Annotated in this window: 20 protein-coding genes; 9 read left to right on the top strand and 11 right to left on the bottom strand. The window is 63.8% G+C overall.

What is annotated here, in order from left to right; all coding sequences use genetic code 11:
* Positions 1-33: 33 nt before the first annotated feature.
* Positions 34-1,470: a DUF3336 domain-containing protein gene (locus DEH80_RS07435; RefSeq protein ID WP_165831351.1), complete on the top strand. Its 1,437-nt coding sequence runs from the start codon at positions 34-36 to the stop codon at positions 1,468-1,470.
* On the opposite strand, the gene arsH is transcribed toward DEH80_RS07435, so the two are convergent.
* From arsH to DEH80_RS07415, 4 genes are read right to left on the bottom strand one after another with little or no spacing between them, the layout of a single operon-like run.
* Positions 1,451-2,167, bottom strand: a complete 717-nt coding sequence (gene arsH / locus DEH80_RS07430; RefSeq protein ID WP_109719829.1) for an arsenical resistance protein ArsH — start codon at positions 2,165-2,167, stop codon at positions 1,451-1,453. The genes DEH80_RS07435 and arsH overlap by 20 nt on opposite strands.
* Positions 2,164-2,622: an arsenate reductase ArsC gene (locus tag DEH80_RS07425; RefSeq protein ID WP_109719828.1), complete on the bottom strand. Its 459-nt coding sequence runs from the start codon at positions 2,620-2,622 to the stop codon at positions 2,164-2,166. The genes arsH and DEH80_RS07425 overlap by 4 nt, the downstream gene beginning before the upstream one ends.
* Positions 2,619-3,701 (bottom strand): ACR3 family arsenite efflux transporter, encoded by a 1,083-nt coding sequence (gene arsB, locus DEH80_RS07420; RefSeq protein ID WP_279323117.1) that lies wholly within the window; start codon positions 3,699-3,701, stop codon positions 2,619-2,621. The genes DEH80_RS07425 and arsB overlap by 4 nt, the downstream gene beginning before the upstream one ends.
* Positions 3,698-4,030, bottom strand: coding sequence for an ArsR/SmtB family transcription factor (locus DEH80_RS07415; protein ID WP_109719827.1), 333 nt, complete (start codon positions 4,028-4,030; stop codon positions 3,698-3,700). Before DEH80_RS07415 ends, arsB begins: the two co-directional genes overlap by 4 nt.
* 114 nt (positions 4,031-4,144) lie before the next feature.
* On the opposite strand from DEH80_RS07415, the gene DEH80_RS07410 reads away from it, so the two are divergent.
* The 5 genes from DEH80_RS07410 to DEH80_RS07385 all read left to right on the top strand — a co-directional run bounded on the left by DEH80_RS07410 (position 4,145) and on the right by DEH80_RS07385 (position 10,603).
* Positions 4,145-5,905 carry an alkaline phosphatase D family protein gene (locus tag DEH80_RS07410; RefSeq protein ID WP_165831350.1) on the top strand — a complete coding sequence of 587 codons (1,761 nt, stop codon included), beginning with the start codon at positions 4,145-4,147 and terminating at the stop codon, positions 5,903-5,905.
* A gap of 120 nt (positions 5,906-6,025) precedes the next feature.
* Positions 6,026-6,571 carry a hypothetical protein gene (locus DEH80_RS07405; protein ID WP_133249149.1) on the top strand — a complete coding sequence of 182 codons (546 nt, stop codon included), beginning with the start codon at positions 6,026-6,028 and terminating at the stop codon, positions 6,569-6,571.
* Between the two features lie 73 nt (positions 6,572-6,644).
* Positions 6,645-7,499 carry an SPFH domain-containing protein gene (locus DEH80_RS07400; RefSeq protein WP_109719824.1) on the top strand — a complete coding sequence of 285 codons (855 nt, stop codon included), beginning with the start codon at positions 6,645-6,647 and terminating at the stop codon, positions 7,497-7,499.
* A 12-nt stretch (positions 7,500-7,511) separates the two neighbouring features.
* Positions 7,512-9,380 (top strand): DUF1538 domain-containing protein, encoded by a 1,869-nt coding sequence (locus tag DEH80_RS17425; RefSeq protein ID WP_207774519.1) that lies wholly within the window; start codon positions 7,512-7,514, stop codon positions 9,378-9,380.
* Entirely contained in the window at positions 9,377-10,603 is a 1,227-nt protein-coding gene (locus tag DEH80_RS07385) for a P-II family nitrogen regulator (protein ID WP_109719823.1), read from the top strand. The genes DEH80_RS17425 and DEH80_RS07385 overlap by 4 nt, the downstream gene beginning before the upstream one ends.
* A 101-nt stretch (positions 10,604-10,704) precedes the next feature.
* On the opposite strand, the gene DEH80_RS07380 is transcribed toward DEH80_RS07385, so the two are convergent.
* The 5 genes from DEH80_RS07380 to DEH80_RS07360 all read right to left on the bottom strand — a co-directional run bounded on the left by DEH80_RS07380 (position 10,705) and on the right by DEH80_RS07360 (position 16,602).
* Positions 10,705-11,514, bottom strand: coding sequence for an endonuclease (locus DEH80_RS07380; protein ID WP_109719822.1), 810 nt, complete (start codon positions 11,512-11,514; stop codon positions 10,705-10,707).
* Positions 11,507-12,790: a DNA cytosine methyltransferase gene (locus DEH80_RS07375; protein ID WP_109719821.1), complete on the bottom strand. Its 1,284-nt coding sequence runs from the start codon at positions 12,788-12,790 to the stop codon at positions 11,507-11,509. The genes DEH80_RS07380 and DEH80_RS07375 overlap by 8 nt, the downstream gene beginning before the upstream one ends.
* A 442-nt stretch (positions 12,791-13,232) precedes the next feature.
* Positions 13,233-14,696 (bottom strand): phospholipase D family protein, encoded by a 1,464-nt coding sequence (locus DEH80_RS07370; RefSeq protein WP_109719820.1) that lies wholly within the window; start codon positions 14,694-14,696, stop codon positions 13,233-13,235.
* Positions 14,693-15,202, bottom strand: a complete 510-nt coding sequence (locus DEH80_RS07365) for a peptide-methionine (S)-S-oxide reductase (protein ID WP_109719819.1) — start codon at positions 15,200-15,202, stop codon at positions 14,693-14,695. The genes DEH80_RS07370 and DEH80_RS07365 overlap by 4 nt, the downstream gene beginning before the upstream one ends.
* Positions 15,199-16,602: an amidohydrolase gene (locus tag DEH80_RS07360; protein WP_109719818.1), complete on the bottom strand. Its 1,404-nt coding sequence runs from the start codon at positions 16,600-16,602 to the stop codon at positions 15,199-15,201. Before DEH80_RS07360 ends, DEH80_RS07365 begins: the two co-directional genes overlap by 4 nt.
* 127 nt (positions 16,603-16,729) lie before the next feature.
* On the opposite strand from DEH80_RS07360, the gene DEH80_RS07355 reads away from it, so the two are divergent.
* Together DEH80_RS07355 and DEH80_RS07350 are read left to right on the top strand one after the other, a co-directional pair.
* Positions 16,730-19,435, top strand: coding sequence for a DUF2339 domain-containing protein (locus DEH80_RS07355; protein WP_109719817.1), 2,706 nt, complete (start codon positions 16,730-16,732; stop codon positions 19,433-19,435).
* Between the two features lie 3 nt (positions 19,436-19,438).
* Complete coding sequence (locus DEH80_RS07350; protein WP_133249148.1) at positions 19,439-20,125, top strand: lysoplasmalogenase; 687 nt, start codon at positions 19,439-19,441, stop codon at positions 20,123-20,125.
* Here DEH80_RS07350 and DEH80_RS07345 read toward each other — a convergent pair.
* Positions 20,112-22,631 (bottom strand): serine/threonine-protein kinase, encoded by a 2,520-nt coding sequence (locus DEH80_RS07345; RefSeq protein ID WP_109719815.1) that lies wholly within the window; start codon positions 22,629-22,631, stop codon positions 20,112-20,114. The two genes, DEH80_RS07350 and DEH80_RS07345, sit on opposite strands and share 14 nt — an antisense overlap.
* Before the next feature lie 123 nt (positions 22,632-22,754).
* Positions 22,755-23,408 (bottom strand): 1-acyl-sn-glycerol-3-phosphate acyltransferase, encoded by a 654-nt coding sequence (locus DEH80_RS07340; protein WP_109719908.1) that lies wholly within the window; start codon positions 23,406-23,408, stop codon positions 22,755-22,757.
* A 220-nt stretch (positions 23,409-23,628) separates the two neighbouring features.
* On the opposite strand from DEH80_RS07340, the gene DEH80_RS07335 reads away from it, so the two are divergent.
* Positions 23,629-25,773: a S9 family peptidase gene (locus DEH80_RS07335; RefSeq protein WP_109719814.1), complete on the top strand. Its 2,145-nt coding sequence runs from the start codon at positions 23,629-23,631 to the stop codon at positions 25,771-25,773.
* Positions 25,774-25,836: the final 63 nt, after the last annotated feature.

Below are 25,836 nucleotides of genomic sequence, written 5' to 3'. Positions count from 1 at the left end.
TCATGTGCCGCCGATTCCAATGGCTTGTCGCACATGCCCCGCCAGATTCGTCGTCTTAAAAACGCGCTTGCCGACGCCTCCAGTTATGCGGAGTGGCGCGAGGCCGCGCATGCACTGGATGCGGCCACGGGAGCCGATGACTGGCGGGCCGAAGACGACAGCCCGGAACTGGCGGCCGACCTGCTACGCCGGGATATCGCCCGCATTGATGCGCTGGTCCGCCGGCGGGACTGGACGGCGCTAGCGGAGACGCTGCACGAGAGCATTTACCGCCACCAGGGCGACCTCACCGCGCCGCATCTTTACAACGTTGCACGCTCCGGAACGAAGCAGATTGTCGAGGACTACCTGGAAGCCGTTGGCGCCGCGCTGACGGCCTATGCCGAGGCCGCGGACAGCCCCAGCGATGCCGAAAGCCGCCTGCGCCTGCTCACCGCCGCGCAGTTCACGCTGGGGCAGCCCGCCCTGCTGCTCAGCGGTGGGGCCGCCATGGGGTTCTTCCACCTGGGTGTCATCAAGGCGCTGCTGGACCAGGGCCTGCTGCCGGAGGTGATCTGCGGGTCGAGCATCGGCTCGATGGTGGCTGCGGCGGTCTGCAATCGCAGCGACGCCGAACTCAAGGCGCTGTTCGGCGACCTCGACGCGGTCTACCGCTTGGGCATTCGTTTTCTGCCGCCACGCCGGGCCTGGCGCGATGGCGGGCTGCTCGACCAGGCCCAGTACCGGCGCTGCGCACTGGAGAATATCGGCGACACCACCTTCGCCGAGGCCCGGGCACGCTCAGGCCGCGCCCTGTGCATCAGCGTCTCCCCCAGCCGTGCGCGACAAAAACCTCGCGTGCTGAGCGACAAGACTGCGCCGGATGTCCTGGTCAGCGATGCGGTGGTCGCTTCCTCGGCCGTGCCGGGGCTGTTCCCGCCGGTGATGCTGCAGGCCCGCCAGCCGAATGGGCAGATCACGCCGTATCTGCCTGACGAACGCTGGGTTGATGGCACCTTTCAAGGCGACCTGCCCACCAAACGTCTGGGTCGGCTCTACAACGTGAACCATTTCATCGTCAGTCAGGTCAACCCGCACGCCGTGCCGTTTCTGGCCAGCCGGGGTGGCCGCAGTCTGCCGGCACTGGCGGCCGACCTGATGCTCTCCAGCACCCGGGTGCAGGCGGTGCAAACGCTCAAGGTGCTGCAGGCGCGGGTCAAGCGCGACGGTCTGCACAACGTGCTGGAGCACGCCCGGCTACTGGCCGAGCAGGATTACCGGGGTGACACCAACATCCACCCACCGATGAATGCCTGGATGTATCGCAAGCTGCTGAGCAACCCCTCGGTGGACGACCTGCACCACTACATCCTGCTGGGCGAACGGGCCACCTGGCCGCAACTGGATTTAATCCGCAACCAGACGCGAATCCAGCGCGAACTGGCCGGCGCGATCGAGCGCCTGAAAGCGACTACAGCGCGCGCTGGTTGACGCGCTTCATCAGCGCCTCGGCACTTTCCACCCGCTCGGAGTAGCGGTCGGTGAGATAGTCGCTGTTGTCCCGCGTCAGCAGCGTGAACTTCACCAGCTCCTCCATGACATCGACGATGCGGTTGTAGTAGCCCGAGGGCTTCATGCGGTCGTCGTCACCGAACTCCAGAAACGCCTTGGGCACGGAGGACTGGTTCGGAATGGTGATCATCCGCATCCAGCGACCCAGCACCCGGAGCTGGTTCACCGCATTAAAGGACTGCGAACCACCGCAGACCTGCATCACCGCCAGCGTCTTGCCCTGGGTGGGCCGCACCGCCCCCAATGACAGCGGAATCCAGTCGATCTGCGCCTTCATGATCCCGGTCATCGACCCGTGTCGTTCGGGGGAGCACCAGACCTGGCCTTCGGACCAGGTCACCAGCTCGCGCAGCTCGGCCACCTTGGGGTGATCGGCTTCGCAACTATCGGGCAGCGGCAGCCCCTGCGGGTTGAAGATGCGGACCTCCGCGCCCATGCGTTCCAGCAGCCGGGCGGACTCCTCGATCACCAGACGACTGAACGAGCGTTTGCGCAGCGAGCCATAGAGCAACAGGATGCGCGGCGCATGCTGCGAGTGGGTTCGGCTGAAGCGCTCGGCCTCGGGCTTGGCGAATTGCTCGGCGTCCAGCGCCGGCATGTCATCGGTGGGGTTCATGCTGCGGTCAGCTCCTTGAGTGCGGCCGGCCACAGACCGCGGTCCGTGTGGGCGATCCGGGTCAGCGCATCCACCCGCGCCTCGATCTGGGCAATGGTCTGGCGGAACGCATCGGCGGCCTGTTCGGGCTCCAGCTTGGACGGGTCGCTCAGCCCCCAATGCAGCTTGATGGCCTGACCGAACCAGACCGGGCAGGCCTCGCCCGCCGCAGAATCGCAAAGCGTGATGACAACGTCCGGTGCAAAGTCTTCGAACTCGTCCCACGACTGGCTACGCAAGCCCGCGGTCGGATACCCCGCTTCATCGAGATAGCGCAGCGACAGCGGGTGCACCGCGCCGGCGGGTTGGCTGCCCGCGCTGCGAGCGGTGATGTGTTCGCCGGCCCGATGGTTTGTGACCGCCTCAGACAGAATGCTGCGGCAGCGGTTGTGGGTGCAGATGTACAGAATTTTCATATCAGGCCTCGCTCGTACCAAGGCTTGGTCGCATTGAAGATGCGCACGACCGAGAGCATCACGGGAACCTCGATCAGCACGCCCACCACCGTGGCCAGTGCGGCACCGGACTCCAGCCCGAACAACACAATGGCCGTCGCCACCGCCAGCTCGAAGAAATTGCTGGCGCCAATCAGGGCCGATGGCGCCGCCACGCAATGGGCCTCTCCGCTCCAACGGTTCAGCCCATAGGCCAGCCCGGCAATGAAATAGACCTGGATCAGAATGGGCACGGCCAGCAAGGCGATGACCAGCGGCTGACGCACGATTTGCTCGCCCTGAAATGCGAACAGCAGCACCAGCGTGGCCAACAGGGCAACAATCGACAGCGGCTGCAACACAGCCAGCGCCGAATCGAGGCTGGCCTGCCCTCCTCGCGCCAGTAACTTGCGGCGAATCCACTGGGCCAACAGCACCGGCACCATGATGTAGAGGCCAACCGACAGCAGCAGCGTATCCCAGGGCACGGTAATCGACGCCAGCCCGAGCAGCAGCCCCACCAGCGGCGCGAATGCAAACACCATGATCACATCGTTCAGCGCGACCTGACTCAGCGTGAAATGCGGCTCACCCTTGGTGAGATTGCTCCAGACGAACACCATGGCCGTACAGGGCGCGGCGGCCAGCAGGATCAAGCCCGCAAGGTAGGAATCGATCTGCTCGGCCGGCAGCCAATCCCGAAACAGAACGCCGATGAACAGCCAGCCCAGAAAAGCCATCGAAAACGGCTTCACCGCCCAGTTCACCAACAGCGTGATGCCGATGCCCCGCCAGTGCTGGCGCACCTGCGACAGCGCAGCGAAGTCGATCTTCACCAGCATCGGAATAATCATTAACCAGATCAGCCCCGCCACCGGCAGGTTGACCTGTGCGACCTCGAGCTCGCCCAGCGTCTGCGCCACACCGGGGACGAAGTGTCCGAGGCCGATCCCGACCACAATGCAGGCAGCGACCCAGACGGTGAGATAGCGCTCGAACATCGACATGCCCGTCACGTTCGTCGATGCCTCCGGGGTGGACGGTGCTTGCGCCGCGGTCATGGCAGGGCCTCCTCGCAGCAGGGCACGGTCACGCAATCCTCGTCGCTGCTGGCGCAGCAGTTTTCCGTGAGGTAGCTCAGTAATTCGTTCATCGCTCCGAAATTGGCGGAGTAGAAAATGAACCGCCCCTGCTGCCGGGACACGATCATCTCGGCATGCCGCAGCTCCTTGAGATGAAAGGACAGCGTGGCCTGGGCAATGCCCAATCGTTCGGCCAGCACCCCGGGATTCAGGCCTTGCGGCCCGGCCTGAACCAGCGTGCGAAAAATGGTCAGCCGGGTGTCCTGCGCCAGCGAGGCGAGACGTTGCGTAGCGGTTGATTCATTCATAGTTCCATTATTTTAGAATTATCACTTCAAGGCAATCCGACGCCGATGCACCGTCATCCGACGGCAACAGGCACGGGATATGATTCCCAACCTTGGCCTCAGCACCGACCACTCATGAGCGACTTTCACCGCCGGCGTTTTCGCGCCATTCCCCGCCTGCCGATTAATCGACGCACGTTTCTTAAGCGCTTTGGTGGCGCTTCGTTGGGCGCCTTTGCCATGGGTGCCGGCGCCGGTTGTTCATCCAGCTCATCGGGTCCGGCTCCAGCCTCAACCACTCTGGCGTTCCTACACGGTGTTGCCAGCGGAGACCCGCGGACCGACCGGGTCATTCTGTGGACACGCGTCACCCCGGCAGAGCCCACGGCAGCCGACATTTCGGTGGATTGGGTGCTGTCGACCACGCCCGAGATGACCGACACCGTGAAAACGGGCCGCTTCATCACCGGAGCCGACCGTGACTACACCGTCAAGGTGGACCCCACCGGGCTGGCCAGCTACACGACGTACTACTACCAGTTCTCGGTGACCCAGCCCGATGGCAGCGTGGTGCAATCGCCAATCGGCCGCACCAAGACCGCGCCCTCTCGCAGCGATGATGTTTCGCAGGTACGCATTGCCTCTGCCGCCTGCAACAGCTACACCTTTGGTTACTTCAACGCCTTTGGCCGCGTCGGCGAGCGCGCCGATCTGGACCTGTTCATCCACCTTGGCGACTACATCTACGAAGGCGGCGGCTCGCAGGTGCGTGCCCATGAGCCCGACTACGAGATCATCAGCCTGGCCGATTACCGCCAGCGCCACGCCCAGTACAAGACCGATCCGGATCTACAGGAGGCCCACCGCCAGCATCCCTGGATCACCACCTGGGATGACCACGAAACAACCAACAACAGCTACTCCACCGGTGCCTCCAACCACACCGAAGGCGATCCGGACGACCCCGATGCACCCGGCGAGGGCTACTGGGCCGAGCGCATGGGCTGGGCCATCCGTGCCTACTTCGAATGGATGCCGATCCGGGAGAACGGCACCGGGTTCGACGCGCCTGCCGATGGCGAGCCCGCACTGGAAACAGGCCAGACCGGCTATGACCCGAACGGCCTGGGCCGCATCTGGCGCAAGATTCCCTACGGCGAGATGATCGATATCTTCATGCTCGATACGCGGCTGTCCGGGCGCGTGGCCGAAAATCCGGAGTTCGTGCTAGATGAGGCGCAAACCATTCTCGGGGCCGAGCAGCGCGAGTGGTTTCTGCAGGAACTGGCAGCCAGTACCGCCACCTGGAAGATCATTGGCAACGGCACGACCTTCGCCCCCCTGAACGCAGGCCCGGCCAACCCGCTGACGGGCTGCACGACAAGCGCACCTGCGACAGACCCCTGCTACGTCAATGCCGATGCCTGGGATGGCTACCGTTTCGACCGCGAGGCCGTGTACGACACCATCGAAGCCAACGGCATCGAGAACAGCGTATTCATCTTCGGCGACATCCATGCGGTGATTGCCTGCGATCTGCCGCGCGATCCCAACGACACGGCCAGCTACAACCCGCTGACTGGCGACGGCAGCCTGGGTGTGGAGCTGTGCTGTGGGGGCGTGGCCCAGGTGCCGGTCCCGGTCTGGACCGGCCTGATGACCTCGGGCTTCAACCCGCACATGAAACACGCCAACGAAACCAACCTCGGCTACATGCTCATGGACTTTACGGCCGAGCGGGTGCAAAGCGAGTGGTACTACTCCACCGTGCAAACTCCGACGATTGCCGAATCCATGGACCCGGTCATGCTGCAGTCGGTCGCCGGCAGCCAACGCCTGACGCCGGCCACCCTGCCGTCATCGGGCCCGGCCGACCCGCCGCCGTTGGCTCCCTGAACCTCAGTTGTCCGCGCCAACCTCCAGGCGAAATGCAGCCCCCCCGCCAGGGATCCGGCTGGGTGTCCGGATTAGCCGTCACACTCCGTACTCTCTCTGCAGGACGAGAGGAGACACCACATGACCCCACGCTGGATGCCCGCCGGAATCACCGCACTGACACTCATCATGGCCGGCTGCTCCGGCAGTTCGGATGGAACCCCCACCTGCAACGCGATTGCGGGTGGGGCCACCCAGGTGGATGCACCCGGCACCTGCACCGGTTGCACCGCCTCAAATCCCCGTCTGGCCATTGATGGCAACCTCGCCAGTGCGGCGACGCTGGTCGTCGAAACGGCCGGCTCCGGCACCACGCACCTGCGTGCAATTGCTCAGGATGGGGTGGTCTATGCGGCCGGCACGCGCTTGAGCGTGTTCGCCGAATCGGTGTTTGACGGTGAGGCCACCAGTCACACCGTGGAGCTGAGGACCTACCTCGATGGCACCGCCACGGGCGACAGCCGGCAACTCACCGGCATTAATGGTGTGCGCGGTGGAGGACTGGCTCGCGATCAATACTTTTTGGAGACCACCTCGGCCTTCGACGCAGCCGAGCTGGCGCACACACAGTCCACTTCAACGGGTGACATCACCTATCAGATCCACGAATTCTGTACGGGAGACTGACCCGCGATCGCCCCAGACCTGTTCTTGCAGTTGGTGATGCACCCATAATCAGGGCATCACCAGGGAGAGCAACATGCGGGCAATCTTGAGTGGACGCAGCGGCACATGGGGGGCCATGGTGCTGATGCTGCTGGGGAGTACGGGCTGCATCTACGGCCCCGAGTCCGTGGATGCCGGCCATGAGGGGGTGCAGGTCGATCAGCCCTGGTTCTTCGGCACACCCGGCGTTGAGCCGCAGCCACGCGCCACCGGCACGCACTGGCTCTGGTGGACATCCCACCTGGTCGAGTACGACATCCGCCCCCAGCAGTTCAACGAAAAGTTCGATGACCTGGTGACGGCGGACAACGTACCGGTGGATTTTCGGGCCTACCTGTTGGTGCAGCTGGAAGCCGGGCAAACCCCGGTTGTTCACGAACGCTTCGGCCCCAAGTGGTACCGGACCAAGGTGCAGGAAGTCTTCCGCACGGCGCTGCGCGATTTTGCTCGCGGCCAGCGGGTATTCGACCTGACCACCGACCCCACCGTGACCTCACAGGGCGAGGTCGCCATTCTGGAAACCATTCGCGACTACGTGCAGGAGGAATCGCTGCCCGTACGCATTAATCGCGTGGTGATCGGTGGCGTAACACCTCCGCCGGTGGTCTTGGAGGAAACCGCACGCACGGCCGCACAGGAGCAGCGCACACGCACCGAAATTGCCCGGGCCCGGGCAGAGCTGTCGCGCGCCGACGCCGAGAAGAACAAGGCCCTGGCCGACAAGGCCTACGCCGAAGCCTTTGGCCTGAATCCCGATCAGTTCCTGACCTATCGCAGTCTGGAAATTCAGAAAGAGATGGTCGAGGTGGTCAAGACCAAGGAGAAAGTCTCGGTGATCATCGGAGCCGGCGGCGGCGCCGCAACGCCGGTTGTCCCCACCGGCCGTTAGGAGCAACTGCGCATGACAGCGACAGAACGCGTTCGACTGAGCTTTGGCGACACGCTGAAGATTCTGACGCCCTATGTGCTGGAAAACCTGAAGGAACAGCTGCGCGCAATCTGGTTCATCGTGGCCTATCTGCTGTTGTTCCAGATTCTGGTGCTGGGCCTGCCCATCGTGCACGCCCTGATGATTGGCGCCGGCATCGGCATCGTGGCCATCGGCCTGATGTTTTTCATGGAAGGCCTGCGGCTGGGGTTAATGCCGCTAGGCGAAACGATCGGCGCAGTGCTGCCGCGTAATTCGTCGCTGCCCATTATTCTCGGCTTTGCCTTCTTGCTGGGGGTCGGCGCCACCTTTGCCGAACCGGCCATCGCCGTCCTGCGCAGCGCGGGCGCCGGGGTGCAGCCGGAGCAAGCGCCCCTGCTCTACTCACTGCTCAATGATTTCGCCAACCAGCTGGTCATGGTGGTCGGCATTGGCGTGGGCGTGGCGGTGCTGCTGGGCATTCTGCGCTTCTTTCTCGGCTGGTCGCTCAAGTGGTTCATCCTGCCGCTGGTGGGTGGGTTATGCGCGCTCACGCTCTACGCGCATCATCACGATGCCCTGCAGCCGGTGCTGGGCCTGGCCTGGGACTGCGGTGCCGTTACCACCGGGCCGGTCACCGTCCCGCTGGTGCTAGCGCTGGGCATTGGGGTCTGCCGCATTGTCGGTGATGGCGATGCCGGTAATGCCGGCTTCGGCATCGTCACGCTGGCCTCGCTGTTCCCCGTGCTGGCGGTTCTGATGCTGGGGTTGTGGCATGTTCAGCAGCAGGATTACTACGGCCAGCCCCATTACGCCGGTGAGCCCGCCGCCGTCGCCGACCGGCAGGCGGCATCAGACACCACGCCCCGCAATCGGCCCGATGGGTTTGATGTCGACGATTTTGATCGCTTTCTGCAAACCGGCACGCCACCGGACGACTACACGCTGAAGTTCGCAGGTGGCGACCCGCAGCTCGTGGATGGCCGCATTGTCATGGACGAGGCCACGCTGATTTTGGAAAAGCAGCCCAAGCTGCAATCCAAGGTGGTCTCGCAGGCGGTGTGGGACCCTTCGGTGGAGTTTCTGGACGAGCTGCGCGACGGTCTGGCCGCGGCCCTGCGCGCCATCGTGCCCTTGTGCCTGTTCCTGCTCATCACCCTACGCCTGGTCTTGCCGGAGCGGTTGCGTAACCGCGACGAAATCTTCATCGGCATCGGCTTCTCCGTCGTCGGCATGAGCCTGTTCATGCTGGGCATCACGCTGGGCCTGACCCCGCTGGGCGCCCAGCTTGGCAGCAATGTGCCGCTCAGCTTCGCCACGTTAGTGCCCTGGGGCGCAGAGGGCTTGCAGCAGCCGCTGTTCGACTCGGCGACCACGGGCAAGATCGTGGCGGCCATCTTCGGATTCTTCCTCGGCTACGGCGCCACGCTGGCCGAACCGGCGCTCAACGCCCTGGGCGAGACCGTCGAAAAGATCACCATCGGCGCCTTTCGCAAATCGCTGCTCATGCAGTCGGTGGCCCTCGGCGTCGGCGCCGGGATCGCTGTCGGCGTGATCAAGATCGCCTTCAACATCCCACTGGAATACCTGCTGATTCCGCCCTATCTGTTGCTCTTGCTGCTGACGGCGATCTCCTCCGAGGAGTTCGTGAACTTCGGCTGGGATAGCGCCGGGGTGACCACCGGCCCCATCACCGTGCCGCTGGTGCTGGCCATGGGCCTGGGCATCGGCAGCAACGTGCCCGGTGTCATCGACGGCTTCGGCGTGCTGGCGCTGGCCTCGGTCGGGCCGATCATCACCGTCTTGCTGGTCGGCCGGGTGGTGTCGCGCGCCCGCAATAACCCCGAATTGGGGGTCGCATGAGCCAGCATTTTGAAATTCTGCACAAGGTTTCGCTGGTCACGGCCATCCTGCCGCCATCATCGGTCAAGCCGGTGATCGAACGGCTGTTTGCCGCAGGGGAGCGCAACGCCTTTGTGACCAACGCCCGTGGCACCCTCATCCGTCAGCAATGGTTGCAGCGGTTTCTGCCGCTGATCAGCCCGGAAAAGGAGATCCTCCAGTTTCTGGTGCCGGATGCTCAGGTCGATAGCGTCATCCGAGATATCGCCGACCAGGCCGGCCTGCGCTATCCGGGTTCCGGCGCGGTGTACTCCGTGCCCTGCGACGATGTGATCCACACGCCGGACTTCCCGATCTGGGAGGGCCTGGAGGCAGGGGAAACCGGCGATGACGCCTCCATTGGCCTGCGCGAAAACCTCGCGGCCATCGCCTGCATTCTGCAGCCGGAACACACCGACACTGTGGCCAGGGCTGCGATGCGTGCCGGCGCTCACGGCCCGGTGGTGTACTACTGCGAGGGTCGCGGCCTGCGGGACCGCCTGGGCTGGCTGCGCATCACCAAAAAGCGCACCAAAGAAGTCATGCTGGTCATCGTCGACAACGCCGATGCCGACGCCGTCGTCCAGGCCATGACCGAGGCCGGCCGACTGACCATGCCCGGCCGTGGCTATCTATTCCGCATGCCCGTGCAAAAAGGCATCGTCAGCCTGGCCACCACCGTGGGCCATCCCCACCACGCGGCCGACATGCAGCAGGTCATCGCAGCACTCGACGAGCTGTTGGGGCATTCAGACTGGCGGCGGCGACAGGTCGTGCGCCTGGGCACCGGCGCCCATGCGGCAGGCGTGGACCTGGATGCCGCCGAGATCACCCAGGGGGCTGAACCCCATACCCGTGTGACCGTCATCTCCAGCGGCCAACACATGCAACCCTTGCTGGATGCGGCCGTCGCCGCAGGGGCTACCGGGGCCAATGTCCTGTCCGCCCGGTTCGTCGAGGCTGAGTCCAAGGTCGCAATGGGCCGACGCCTGAACCGCGAACGCAGCTGGGTCCAGACCGTCGTCCCCACCCCCATCGCACAATCGGTGATCGGCGCCGTCGTCGCCTGCGCCGAGGCTGAAAACATCACCGAAGTCTGCGTCTTCGGCCAGCCCGTCACCTGCGTCGTGACCTACCAAGCTCAAACCGTCGAAACGCCGCAAAGCCCTGTTCGTACCTATCGGGGTGCGCCTCTGGAGTTGTGAAGCATGCCGGTGGCTAGGTGGCCATCAGCACGCTGCTAAACCGGGCAGCATTGGAATCCGGATTTGGCCTGGATTTATTGACTTCTGACCATAGTCACTTGTTAGATGCCCGGCCGCGCCAACGCACGATACTGACGAATGTCAGACGACGAAATCTGATCTCTTGGCACCAACTTATAGTGCTTCTCCTGCACCAAGCGAATTTGGTCGTCTTGTACCGTTAGCTCGAATATTGCGATCAGATCATCTGCCATGAACTGCGTGGAAATCGCGCGACAAATAAGATCAGGGTACTTCTCGGCACAACAAAGAATGTCTTGCTTGGTCTGTACAACTCCAAGTTGATCATTTCCGCCCTTGGCTTGCACTGGCACGACATACTGAACGCCGTGTTGATCAACGCCGACATAGATCTCATCGATCTCGATCTGCCCGACGCCCTTCACAGTTGTTCGTAGATGATTTTGCAGCGAATAGCTAGTTACGCCCAGAAACAAATCGATGAGACGGTTGTAGCGCACTTTTGCCAGGAGCGCCTGCTCGTCAGACAGAGCATATTCAGAGACGATTTCCGGCGTTGCGTCGGGAATCTTGATCGTAATGAGTTCGGTGTTGGGCGTAATCCGGTTGATCTTTACAAGTTTAAAAGCGTACTTGGCGCGCCCAACGCCCTCGATAATCCATTCCTTTCCCTCGCGTTGTGTAGCCTCCACTGAGGCAGGAAGCGGAGTTCGATAGCGCATAGCGTAGACGACATCGCCTAGGTTCTTCGGGAGGCCGATATCGAGATCACTTGCCGCTGATTCCAAATCCTCGCGAACGAAAAATATTTCTTCCGAGCCTTCTTCAAAATTGTCGAAGAAGATTTTCTCTACCAACATTTGGTACCGATTTGTAGGTTTCTTAGCCATCGGCAAGACTCAACGAGTGTTCAACTTCTAGCTGCGACCGTTTCTTAGCACCGCTTTTGCGATTCCGCTTCCCAATAGGCACCTCAATTCCCCAAAACTTGGAAGCCTGAGACATATCCATTTCCAGCAAGTCAGGATCACCGAGCTTCAGAGTTCGCTTCGGTCTCGCCGGGCTCACGCCCATCGCACCGATGATTTGTGCCGCAATTTCCTTTGCGAGAGGCGGCGGCACGGCATTTCCGATTTGCCTCGCCCCATGCCACTTCGTGGCGTGGAACCGGAACCAATCAGGAAAACCATGAAGGCGAGCCATCTCGCGAACCGTTACGCACCGATCATACGCGTAGTGAATGGGTCTCGGACTTGTGAACGCACCTCGTGCTGAATCGGTGCCTGCACGAAGGGTATTAGATTGACCGTCGGAAGGAAGTTTGAAGAATCGTGAAATTGGCTCAACTTTCCCTTCGAGCGTCTCGCCAAATCTACGTCGGGAAATCTCGGTGTGAGATGTTCGCAAGCTTGACGTTAGCAGCGAAGGGTTCCAGCTTCTCCTATAACCGAAGTCCCAACCGTTACGGCCAAGACAGCGCATATGCCGTGCATATTCCGACAAGTTGGTTGCGTGTTCATAGGCTACGTAGTCTTGGCTTTCGAGCTCCGCAAACGATTCAGCATCAGGCAAGTCACCCAATGCCTCCTCGCAACTAACCAATGATTCATGCGGGTTTGGATATTCAGGAGGCTCACCATCAAGGCAGCCAATTAGGAATAACCTTTCGCGATTCTGTGGGACCGAATAGTCCCTAGCATTCAATACTTTCCATGGCCGTCGAACAGAATACCCTTCGCCTTGAAGAGTTTCGACGATCTCTTCCAGAAATCTGCGATGCTTGCCGAGAGTAAGACCCTTGACATTTTCAAACACGAAATATCGCGGACGAACCTCGGAGACAATACGAATGAACTCTTTCACTAGCGAGTTCCGCGGATCATCTAGCGCCCTTTGACCAATCAAAGAGAACCCTTGGCAAGGAGCGCCACCCACGATGACGTCGATGCTCCGGTCTCCAGCCAACCTCAAAAGTTCCGCGCCAGAAATCTTCTCGACTGATCGTGGGAACACCGCGCAATCCGGAAAGTTGTACTTATGCACGGAGGCGTGAACGGGATCGACTTCAACGGCCGCAAGTAGATCAAAGCCCGCTTGTTCGAAGCCTAGGCTCAACCCACCCGCGCCCGCGAAGAGATCGATGGCAAGGGGGCGTGTCGTTGTCATGGGCCGATTATACGGGTCGGTGATGAGGGCATCTAACGCTTATTAGATGGACAAAGGCCGCCTAATCCAACGGCAAGCGACACACCAAAGTGGCCGGAAATCTTTGCGACCCAGCATGCGGTGGTTGAACCGGCGCCGCGTGAGTTGCGCCCGGTCAACGTATGAGCGACCTGCAGCCCCTGCAATCGACTCCGCACAGGCCACCGCATTGCCAGACAGCGCCGACTGATGTCGGCATGTCTTGCGGTGTTTCGGTTATACACGGTCCCTACCTCTTGCCAACGTGGTCATGTCGATTTCGATGCGAGGGGCATCCATCTTCAGTACGAGATCCCCGCTAAAAAGCGGACAACCGTCGCGGCGTGCACGTTGCCGGTGCCGCCACCGTCACAAGCTGCACCCTCTGTGGTGCTCTCTCGGCACGGCCAGAGTCACGCGTGCATCAGAATGACGACCAGCCTGTTGCTTCCATGAAGCGGTAAGCCCATCGCAGGTGGTTCCGCTCATCGGCATACACCGCGTAGGGCACCGAGAATTCCCGCTCCGTTGGTGGGTTCCAAAGGCCGTTGAACCAGCCGGTGAGGGATTGCGCCAAGGCGGCGTCGGCCGGCAGGTGGACGGCGACGTCGGTTTCGAGGTTGTAGTTGTCGAGGTTTCGGCGGGTGAAGTTGGCGGAGCCGAGCACGGCGTGTACGCGGTCGGGTTGACGCACGATGAGCACCTTGAAGTGGCATTGCTCGCCGTGGGTGTCGCACCAGCGTACGTCGACTCCGCCGGCGACCAGTTCTGCAGCCACGGGGCGGGCGGGTACGCCTTGTTTTTCTCGGCCGAAGGCATCGCGGTTGGGGTCGAGTAAGACGCGCACGGCCGCGCCCCGCTGCTGGGCGGCGATGAGGGCTTGGATGATGTCGCGGTCGGCCAGGTAGAACATGGCAAGGTCTACGCTGTCGCCGGCTGCAGTCGCCGCCAGCCGGCTGAGCACTTCGCGCTTGATGGCCTGTTCGGTGAGCACTTCGATCTGCGGCTGGGTGGCTGCCGGAGCTGGGGTGGCGTCTTGTGGGGTGAGCCAGCGCTTGGGAATGCGGACGGTGTTGGACGAGAAGTCCAGCACGGCTTGTTCCGAGCGCAGCAGGTCATGCGTAGCAGGCCCCGCAAATTGCAATGCAATGTTGCTGTGGGCACTGCTATCCGAGTGGGGGTTGGCGGAGGTGACGATGGCCTGGAGCTGGCCCTGGCCGTTGTCGGCCACGACGGTCTTGCGATGGTTGGCCTTGAAATTCAGCAACCGGAGGTAGCTGCGCAGGGTGATCTTGCCCTCGCCCAGTGCATTGGGCAGCCAGCCGCCCTGCTCACTGTTGCCAAACCAACGGGCGGTCCATCGCCACAAACCGCTGTAGCTCGGGTTGCTGTCGCGCAGGGCGGTGAGATTCGTGATCACCACATCGACACCGGCCTCACGCAGCCGATCCAGGTGCGGCGCCGGCTGACCGCCATATACCGTGTTGATGGGGTCGGTGATCAGAATCACCTGCAACTGCGGATTGGCAGCGCGCGCGGCGATCAGCTGTTCGGTCAGTTCGGTGGTGATATCGCGGGTGGTTTCGGGCTCGGGGCCTGCAAAGTGATTGAACAGAAACAGGTCGAGCACGATGAGTTCGCGGGCCTGTTCGAGTAGCGCGAAGATGGCATCGAAGATCTGTTGATCGCTTTGCCGTTCGCCGGCTTCGTTGATGAAAGTGGTGTCGACCAACAGCTGCGGGTCTTCGAGCAGGCGCGGCGGGGCACGCATGGCCAGCCCATCGGGCAGTGTGACCGAGCGGGACAACACCACGCCCAGCCAGAGCAGCAGGCCCAGGCCAGCCAGGCCATAGATCAGCCCACGGGCAAGTTTGATGAGCGCTTTCATGCGTTTTGATCCGATGGAGCTGGAAATGTAGGTCGCGTGGGGACCGCCGCCGCGACCTGCTCCAGCTTGGGTGCGATATGACGCCGGCAGAACGGCGCTTCGGGGCGGCGCGCGTAGTAATGCCGATACCGCGGCGGCGAACTGCGAAACGCGGCCAGCGGCAACGCCCGTGTCACCAATGGCGCGGGGAACTCGGCCTGCAGTTCGGCCAGCAGATCGGTGACCTGTTGCTGCTGCGCTGGGCTGGTGGTGTAAACCGCCGAGCGGTAACGCGAGCGCAGCGTGTGGTTTGACGTGCTGGCATGGGTTTGCAGATGCACGCGCATCAGGGCGCGTAGGTCGATGACGGCCGCGTCGAACTGCACGCGCACGGCTTCAGACTCGGCCTCATCGGGTGGCACGGAGGTGATCCAGCCCTGCTCTACCTGCGTCACGCCGGCAATGGACTCAAACACCGCTTCGGTACACCAATGGCAGCCGCCACCAAAGCCGACGGTTGGCGTCATTGCGCTGCGGCGGTCGCCTCTGCCGGGGCGGGGCTAGAAGCCGCAGACTCTGCTGCGAGGGTCTCTGCTTCTCCGGCATCAGGCTGGGCGGCGATGGTGTCGTCCGGTGCCGGCGGCTCGCCGAGTAGCTCCAACGCGGCAGCGGTCATGGCTTTGACCCCCGCTTCGATGGTGAGTGGCGCGTCCGGTGCAAAGAACGGCGAGTGCAGTGACGGCAGTGATTCGCCACTGCTCTGGAACGCCTGGTAGGTCCGGGGCTCCACCGCGCCCATCCAGTAGATCAGGCTGGGGATTTTGGGATCGGTGAGGCCGTATTCGGAAAAGTCTTCCCCGCCCATCACGGCCGGCACGGCTTGCACCTGCGCCTCGCCCAGGGCCGACTCGAACACCGGCACCAGGCGATCAACCAGTTGCGGGTTGTTGAACGTGGAGCGGGTGTGCTCGTCCTGAACGGTGACCTCGGGCCACTTGTCCTCTGGCAGCCCGGCCGCCTGGGCTTGGCCCTGGGCGATCTGGCGGATGCCGTCGATAAGGGCATCCCGCGTGGCCTGACTGTAGGCGCGCACGGTGATTTGCAGATCCACCTGATCGGGAATGATGTTGTGCTTGGTGCCCCCGTGGATGGAACCCACCGTGACCACGCCCGGCTCGACCGGCGGAATCACCCGCGACACCAGCGTCTGCAGGCTGGTGACGATTTGCGCCGCGAGCACGATGGGGTCTTTGGTGGTGTGCGGGTAAGCGCCATGGCCGCCGACACCGTAAACGGTGATATCCACCGAATCGACGCTGGCCAGCGCATAGCCAGTGGTATAGCCCAGCGTGCCCGCCGGCAGGTTCGCGGACACGTGCATGGCCAGGTTGAAATCAGGCCGAGGGAAGCGCTCGAACAAACCATCGGCGAGCATGGCCCGCGCCCCGGCACCGCGCTCTTCAGCTGGCTGGCCGATCATCACCAACGTACCGGCCCATTGCGCTTTTTGCTCGACCAGCGCCCGGGCCGTCCCAACCCAGCTGGTCATGTGCACGTCGTGACCGCAGGCGTGCATGACCGGCACAGTCTTGCCGGCATCATCGGTGGTGGTGACGGTACTGGCGTAGGGCTTGCCCGTTTGCTCGCGTACCGGCAGCGCATCCATGTCGGCGCGCAGCAACACCGTCGGCCCCTCACCGTTTTCGAGCACCCCGACCAGGCCGTGACCGCCCACGCCGGTGGTGACCTCAAAGCCCAATCGCTCCAGCTCGGCCGCCAGCGTCGCGGCGGTCTCCTCTTCATGGAAGGACAGCTCGGGATGGCTGTGCAGGTGCTGGTACAGATCGATGAGTGAGCGGGGCTCGTTGGCTGTCGCCACGCTGATCAGCGTGCTGAGGCCGATGAGGGTCAGAACCAGTTGTTGCATGAGTGGGCCTCCTGAATGGCCGTCAGACTGGCGCAGCTGCGCCAGGGTGCCCCGACCATAGCCCCCGCGACCAAGACTGTCACCGCAACGGTCCAGGCCGTAGCATGGCGAACAGGGAGGATGGACCATGCCTTGGATACTGGCAGCGCTGTTCGCGATCATCGGGCTCGGGTTGGATCATCGCGGGCCGGGGTTGGCGATCGCGGGCGCATTCATCGGGTTGCTGCTCGGTCGACAAATCCAGCTGGAGGCTCGTCTGCGCAGGCTCGAGCATGAGCGTCTGAGCGCCGCTTCGCCGACCCTCCCCTCGGAGTCGACGGATGCCTCCGCGCCGTCAGCCTCACCGCCACCCGAAGCCACGGAGGGCGCGGATCGCCCGGTTCCACCATCCGCAGCGCCCACCCCGGAGGCCGAACCCCGGCGGCCCGCATGGCTCGACCGCGTACTCGAACGATTGTGGGCGCGCGGCCTGCAATGGCTCACAGGCGGCAATAGCCTGCTGCGCGTGGGCATGCTGGTGCTGTTCATCGGGCTCGCCTTCCTCGTGAAGTACGCCGCCGACCAAGGCTTGTTACCGCTGCACATGCGCCTGGGTATCGTCGCCATCGTGGGGCTGGGGCTCGCGATTTTTGGCTGGCAACAACGGCGCGTACGGCCGCAGGCTGCGTGGATACTGCAAGGAGGCGGACTGGCCTGTCTGTACCTGACGCTATACGCGGCAGGCCGGCTCTATGGCCTGCTCAGCCTGAATATCACGCTGGCCGGCATGACGCTGCTGGTCGCCCTGACGCTCGCGCTGGCCTTGCTCCAAAACGCCCGAGGACTCGCCGTTACGGCCACCGTCGGTGGCTTTCTTGCACCGATTCTGGCCTCCACGGGCGAGGGCAGTCATATCGCCCTGTTCAGCTACTTTGCGGTGCTTAATCTTGGCGTGCTCGCCACCGCGATCTACCGGGCCTGGCGGGAGCTGAACGTGCTGGGTCTGGCCTTTACTGCAGGCATTGGGCTGACCTGGGGTGTGCTGGATTATCAAACCGCTGATCGGTTCAGCGCGGTCTGTTTCACCGTGCTGTTCTTCCTGATTTACGTGGGCACTACGGCCCTGTTCGCAATCCGCACCGCGCGGGCACCCGGCCAGCGTGCCGGGCGGGTCCAGGGGTCTGTCGATGCAGGCGTCACGTTCGGCAACCCCATCGCCACCCTTGCCGCGCTCAGCCAGCTGCTGACGGCCACCCCTCGCGGGATGACCATCGCCGCGCTGTTGATGGCCGGTTTCTACGCCGCCCTGACCTGGCTGGCGCTGCGTCACGCCCGAGACACGCTCTGGGACCTGACCACCAGTTTTGCGATTCTGGCCATCGCGGCGGCAACCATTGCCGTGCCCTATGCCCTGGGCCCCACCGGCACCGGCGTGGCCTGGGCCATCGAAGGCATGGCCATGGTCTGGGTCGGTTGCCGGCAGCAGCGGCGCTGGACACGGGTCTCCGGCTGCCTGCTGCAGGCCATCGGCGGTGTTGTGTTGCTGCTTGGCGGCACCGGCGCGGAACATGCCCCGGCGGGGCCGGATTTTGCGGGGCAACTCGCCGTTGCCCTGGCCGGGCTGGTCAGTGCCTGGCTTTATCGCAAGCGGCGCGAGCGCGTCGGGCACGGTTTGGAGTATCGGCTGGAACGCGCGCTCGTCGGCTGGTTTTCAGCCTGGTGGTTTATCACCTGGGTGCATGAATTGGCCCATGTGGCCGCCCCCGACACCGTCGCCGCCCTGACGCTGGCCGTGGTGCTGCTCAGTCTCGCGGCGCTGGGCTGGCTTGGGCGTCATGCCCTGGGCGCGGGAGAGCACTGGCAGGACTTGGATCGCATGCGGCTCATGTGGCTGCCCGCCATGGGCCTGTTCGCCTGGCTGGGCTGGACCGGTCACCCCGAGCACCACCTGCTCGCCGGACTCGGTTGGATAGTCTGGCCTGCCGCCTTCGCTGGGTGCTACCGGCTGCTGGCCCGTGGCTTGCCCGCCTCGCCGCGTGTCATCCGGGCCACTCATCTCGGAGCCGCGCTGCTGCTCATCGCGGTAGTTAGCGTCGAGGGCATGTGGGTCGTGACCCAGATTGCCGACTCGGGCCGAGGCCGGCTGGAGTGGCTGGCCCTGGCCGCCATGTTGCCGCCGGTGGCCGTGATGTTGGCGTTGTCGCTCCCGGCTGCGCGTGACCGGCTGCTGGAAGTCTGGCCGCTCCGGGTCTGGCCGGACGGGTACGGGGCCTGGCTACCGACCCTGCTGGCTCCGGTCATCGGCCTCTGCTGGCTGGGCCTGCACTTCGCCGCGGGCGCTGCAGTCGAGCCGTTGTTTGTCCCTCTGCTGAATCCGGTTGAGTTCACGCAGACCTGCATTCTGATCAGCCTGGCCAGCTGGTGGCTGCGCATGGCCCGCATCGCCTGGTCACCCTTATCGAGATGGCCGCACCGATTGGTGCCCGCCACATTACTGGGCGCGGCCCTGCTACAGCTCACCGTCATGGTGGGACGTGCCATGCATCATTTTGCCGCGGTCCCGTTTGAAGCCGGGGCGCTTATGGATTCGATGGTGGTGCAAACCGCCATCTCACTCAGCTGGAGCACCGCCGCGCTGGGCCTGATGATGCTGGCTCGTCGCCAAGGCGATCGACTGATCTGGCTGATTGCCGCAGCGTTGCTGGGCGCGGTGGTGGTCAAGCTATTCGTCATCGACCTCGCCGACTCAGGCACCCTCGCCCGTGTCATCAGTTTCATGGGGGTCGGTGCGTTGATGCTGATTGCTGGCTGGCGTTGGCCCATCCCGCCCCGTACCAACACAACAGAGGTCTGATCCGTGCTCACCCCAATGACTGTCCGCGCTGCGGTTTGCTGCCTGCTGCCGCTGGCCGCCGGCGTCTGCCTCTGGGCGGTGGAGGCCGACCAGACCGGCTGGGTGCTGGCCAGCAAGTGGGCGCCCGCCGTGTTGCTGGCGCTGTACACGCTGCACCATGGCACGACATGGCCGCACCGGCTGTTGGTCGCCGCGCTGCTGGCCTGCGCCGGTGGGGATGTCACATTGGAAGGTGCCTATGCGGCGCCGGCGTCGACGGTGCCGTGGTTTGCCATCGGACTGGGCTGCTTTCTGGTCGCCCATGGCCTGTTCATCGGCCTGTTTCTGCAGTTGCCCAGGCGGCGCCGGCGTTGGCCGCTGCCTGCGTTTGCGCTGTACGCCGTGCCGTTCTTTGTGCTCTTGCTGCCCCGCCTGGGACCGATGCTGATTCCGGTCGCGATCTACATGCTGGTCATCGGCGTCATGGTGTGGCGTGCCGCCTGTGTGCTGCTACCGAATGGCCCGGCCTGGGCGGTCATCGCTGGCGCGCTGCTGTTCGCCGGTAGCGACAGCCTGATTGCAATCAATCGCTTTCTCGCGCCGTTTGACGCGGCGCGAACGCTCATCCTGCTGAGTTACTGGGCGGCGTTGATTCTGCTGACGGTCGGCACGCTGCGCGCGTTGCCGCCGCGCAATCCTATCCGCCGTTAATGTCTGCGCTGCCCGTCAGCTGGCTGCGCAGCGCGTTGTTGCGCGCCATCGCCTGCCCCCGACGTTCCCCCAGCGCCTGGAAAATGGCGTCGGAGCGCTCCAGTGTGGCCAGGGCCGCTGCCGAGTCGCCCCGACTGGCCTGGACATTCGCCAGCTCGTAGTACGCGGACCCGACATTGGCGGCATCATCCGGGCGCTGCTCTTCGATACGCTCGATGACCGCGCGAGCATGCGCCTGCGCCGCCTCGGCCTGGCCACTGGCCAGCAAGGCCCGGGTGCGGGTGTTCAGTGCAATAAAGTACAGCTGGTTGGCCTGCAGACCGGCTTGGTCCAGCTGCGCGGTGACCTCATCCAACAGCTCGAGCGCCTCGGCGTGCTCGCCCAGCTTGATGAGCATGCTGGCCAGAAACCGCTGGGCATTGGCCAACGAGCGTCCGGCGCCGGCCGTCTCGCGGGTAAAGGCGATAGACCGGCGGAACGTTTCCACGGCCGCCTCCAGCTTGCCGAGCCGGTACTGGGTCCCACCCAGGTTGGTCAGAATCATGCCCAGTTCCGTCGGCGTGACCCCCTCCACCGACTCATAAGCGGCCACGGCCCGCTGCATCTCGGCCTCGGCCGGCGCCAACTCGCCCAAACGCAGCAAGTTGAAGCCCACTTGAGAATGCAAAAAGCCGCGTAGTTTGGGATCCAATGGATTCGGCGCGGACGCCGGACCCAAAACACGCTGAATGGCGGCGTTGGCCTCGCGCCGCGTCTCGGGATCCCGCCGGGCGTGTGCCAGCAATCCGAGGTGCTGCGCGTATTCGATCTCGAAGCCCGGTTCCTCTTCGTAGAACGCCAACGCGATCTCCAGCGGACCGATCGCCGCCTCCAGATCGCCCATGTTGGCGTAGGCCGACCCCATCAAGGCATTGGCGCCGGCCCGGTTTCGGGGCAGCACATTCGGGTCATTGGCCATGGCTTCCAGCGTGGCGACCACGGTGGGCGCGTCTCCGCGCTGAACAAAGACTTCGCCCAGCGCGATCAGCAGGGCCTCGGCATCCCGAGAGCCCTCCGCCTGCCGAGCCATCGCGGCCTGGCGCTGCGCATCGAGAAAGGCCAGCAATTCCTCACCGCCTTGCTCGGCGGTCTGCGCGTCGCCCAGCAGGCGCACAAAGGCCTCGGTGAGCTGGGTGCGCAGCTGGGCGCGGGTCCGCGCCGAAGCGGCGGCGCGTTCTGCCCGCGCCAGGGCATCTTCGGTGGCGGCATTGGCCGCCTGCAGCTCCACGAGTGCCACCTGAGCCTGACGTGCAAACCACAGGCTGGTCAGCGTTCCGGCCACCAGGGCCAGCATGACAGCAGTGACCGCCGCGGTCTGCCAGGCATAGCGGCGGAAGAACTGTCGCGTTCGATAGCCGCGACTGCCGGCCCGCGCACTCACCGGGCGGTGGGCAAGAAAGGCCCGCAGGTCATCGGCTAATGCGTCCATGCCGGGATAGCGCGCATCGGGCTCCCGGCGCAGACAGCGCGCAAGAATGGCATCGAGATCGCCGGCCAGTTGCGTGGCCGGCAGTCCATCCGGGGGGCGGGTCACCGTCGACGCCTTGGGGAACTGTCCCTCCAGCACCTGCGAAATCAGCCGCGACACCGAGCTGGTATCGACGTCAGCCGGGGGCCGCCCGGCCAGCAGGTGATACAGCAGCGCGCCCATCGCATACAGATCGGTTGGCGTGCCCACGGCCCGGTTTGCGAGCTGCTCGGGCGCGGCATACACCGGGGTCAGGACCAGCTGGGTGCGGGTCTGTTCATCGACGGCGTCGCCCAGCACTTTGGCGATGCCGAAGTCCAGCAGCTTGACCTGCCCGGCTTCGGTGACGAACAAATTGCCCGGCTTGATATCGCGATGGACGATCAGCCGCGAGTGCGCATGGGTGAGCGCATCACAGGCCTGTAGAAACAGGGCGAGGCGCTGTCGTAGATCAAGACCGCGCCGGGCGCAGTACTGCGTGATCGGCTCGCCCTGCACATACTCCATGACCATGTAGGGCCGGCCATCCTCCAGCGCGCCGCCATCGAGAATGCTGGCAATGCCGGGATGATCGAGCGTGGCGAGAATGCGACGCTCGGCGTGAAAGCGAACAATGGCCGCGGGGGATTGCAGCGTGACGACCTTGAGCGCCGCGCGCTGTTCAAAATGCCCGTCGACCCGCTGGACCTCGTAGACCTCACCCATCCCGCCCCGCCCCAGCAGGCTGCGGACCGACCAGGGACCGATGCGCGTATCCGGCTGCAGGGGTTGGAAGACCGGCGCCTCGCGTTGGGCGGCGCCGGTGAGCAACAAGTCGTCGCCCGCACGTTGGCTGTCGGCCTCGGCCAGCAGCACGCGCAACTCATCCAGCAGCTCCGGGTCGTCACCCACCTGTGCCTGCAACCAGCGCTCGCGCTCGGTCTCGGGCAGTTCCCAGGCGGCATCGAACAATGCCGATACGCGCGCCCAGCGCTCTGCAGTCGTCCCCTGGCCTGACATCCCTGTACTCCCCGTGGCATCCACGTCTAAGCGTAGGGAAGACCATCGTCGACCGCATCTGGTCAGCGGCGGATTTCGACGTCAGACCGGGCTGACGCCGCGCAAGATGCTGCCGCTGCGGCCTCAGGCCGCGCGATCGACGGGGGCGCTATCCGGCTGGTCCGCCAGGGCCTTGATCGGTCCCGACAACCGCGAGGGATTACGGGCCAGCACCCCATGATAATTCGACAGCACACGATCGAGATCGGCCTCGATATCCTCGCTGGGCTGGAACCAGTCCGCCACATCGATCCGGCCACGTCCCCAATCGAACACCAGGACCAGCACCGGCACCTCGGCCGCCAGGGCAATGCGGTGAAAACCGGTTTTCCAGGTCGTGGCGCCACCTCGAGTGCCCTCGGGCGACATGCAGATGTAGAGCTGGTCGGCATCGTTGTACAGCTGGGTCAGTTCGCCGACGACGCCGCCAGCGGCATTGCGGTCAATGCCGATCACGCCCATCCAGCGCAACAGGCCGGCGAACGGCCAGCGGAACAGGGCCTGCTTGGCCACCACGCGGACATCAATGGACAGCGCCAGCGCCATGCCGATGGCCATGACGCCATCCCAGTTCGAGGTATGCGGCGCGCCAATCACCATCATTTTCGGGAAGTTCGGCAGTTCGCCGGTGACCTTCAGGCCGATGGCGGCGAGGACGCGACGCCCCAGCCAGCGCGTGAATCGATTGCCGCGACGCGGCACCGCAGGCCCAAGATCATGCGAGGTCAATTCGGTCATGCTGTCTCCGCAACGCCGCGGTCGTTCTGCCCAGGCCGGCGTCGATCCGCGACCCTGCGCGGCATGCTGTGATTTTTGGCCCGCGATTATGCGCGAATTCTCGTGACGGCCGCGTGAATCACATCCCAAGGCTTGCCGCGGTCGCGGTGCGCAGGCACTGTCGCTGCCAGACAGCGGCTGCGCCGCCCCCATTGATTTTTTCCGTCCGGATACGATCTTCATGCTTCGAGTCATTGCGCTACGGGCCTGCCTGCCCGTGTTCCTGCTGGCGGGTTGTGCCAGCACCCCACCGTCCCAGACCGAGGCTGCCTCCGAACCCATGCCGCCGATTGCCGAACGCCGCAAGCATATTGTTCGCTCCCCACAGGGAGATCGCGTTGATCCGTATTACTGGCTACGAGACGACGAGCGCGAAGACCCGGATGTGCTGGCCTATCTCGAAGCCGAGAATGCCTACACCGAAGCCCAGCTCGCGCCCTACGCTGAACTCCGCGAAACCATTTACAACGAAATCGTGGCCCGCCTGAAAAGCGACGATGCCAGCCCGCCCACCTTCGAGAATGGGTACTGGTATTACTCACGCTTCGAAACCGGCCGCGACTACCCAATCATCGCCCGCCGCAAGGGCAGCATGGATGCCCCGGAAGAGGTGCTCATCGACCAGAACGCCCGGGCGGAGGGCCACGAATTTTATCGGCTGGGCGACTACGAAATCAGCCCGGACAACCGGCTGATGGCCATTGCGGAAGACACCGTGGGCCGCCGCCAATACAGCCTGCGTATCAAGAACCTGGAAACCGGCCAATGGCTCGACGACCAGGTGGAAAACCTCAACGCCAACCTGGTCTGGACCAACGACAACCGCTCGGTGCTCTACGTCGAAAAAGACCCGACCACACTGCTGGGCAAGCGGGTGCGTCAGCATCGTTTGGGGACGCCCGCCGACGGCGACCGGCTGATTTACGAAGAGCCGGACGATGCGTTTTATATGGGCATTGGCCGCGGCAAGTCGGGCGATTTTCTGTACATCGGCCTCTACAGCACGGAGCAGACCGAGTACCGCTACGCCCATGCAGGCGATGACGCGCTGGACTTCCAGCCGGTGCTGCCGCGCGAAGATGGGCACGAGTACGAAGTCACCGATCACAATGGTCGCTTCGTCATTCTCACCAACTGGCAGGCCAAGAATTTCCGTGTGATGACCGCGCCCGTGGCCACCAGCGCGGACAAGTCCACCTGGGCCCCGTTGATCGCTGCCAGCGATGATGTGCTGATCGAATCGGTGGAAGTCTTCAAACACCACCTGGCCGTTAACGAGCGGCGTGACGGACTGCGCAAGATCCGCGTCATGGACTGGACCGGTGACAACAGCCGGACCATCGACGCGGACGAGCCCACCTATGCCGCCAGTCTGATCGGGTCCGCCGAATACGACTGGCCGTGGATGCGCTATGACCTGGACACCTTGACCAACCCGACGACCACCATCGATTACAACCTGGTGACGGGTGAAAAACGCGTGCTCAAGGTCCAGCCGGTGGAGGGCGATTTCGACCCCGACGCCTATACATCGGAGTACATCCGCGCCACCGCACGCGACGGCACCCAGGTGCCGATCTCCATCGTCTACCGCAAGGACCTGCGTGAGCCGGGCAAGAACCCGTTGCTGGTCTACGGCTACGGTTCATACGGCTATTCGATGGACCCTTATCTGTCCGTGTCGCGACTGTCTCTGCTGGACCGCGGCTTTGTCTTCGCCATTGCGCATATTCGCGGCGGCCAGGAGATGGGCCGGCACTGGTATGACCACGGCAAGCTGCAGCACAAGATCAATACCTTCAACGACTTCATCGACGTCACAGAACATCTGGTCGCCGAAGGCTACGGCGCGCCCGACAAGGTGTTTGCCGCCGGCGGCAGCGCCGGTGGGCTGCTGGTCGGAGCCGTGGCCAATATGCGGCCGGAGCTTTATCGCGGCATCGTGGCCGACGTGCCGTTTGTCGATGTGGTGACCACCATGCTCGACGAAAGCATCCCGCTGACGACGAATGAGTTCGATGAATGGGGCAATCCCAAGGAGCCCGAGGCTTACAAGACCATGCTGGCCTACTCGCCCTACGACAATGTGGCGGAGCAGGACTACCCGGCCATGCTGATCACCGGCGGGCTGTGGGATTCGCAGGTCCAGTACTTCGAGCCAGCCAAGTGGGTTGCGCGCCTGCGACACCGCAAAACAGACAACAACACGTTGCTGCTGCACATGAACATGGATGCCGGCCACGGTGGCAAGTCAGGGCGGTATCGGCGCTATGAAGAAGTCGCGCTGGAATACAGCTTCATGTTGGCGCAGCTGGACGAGCGCTGAGGCATTCAGGCCCCTTGGGCGCAGGCCGGCTCGCAGGACCCTGCGCAAGCATGCGCTTTGCGA

It is taken from the genome of Abyssibacter profundi (genome assembly GCF_003151135.1).
Classification (GTDB): Bacteria; Pseudomonadota; Gammaproteobacteria; order Nevskiales; family OUC007; genus Abyssibacter; species Abyssibacter profundi.
The sequence above is the reverse complement of the archived record's forward strand: the minus strand, read 5'-3'. Positions and strand labels throughout refer to the sequence as shown.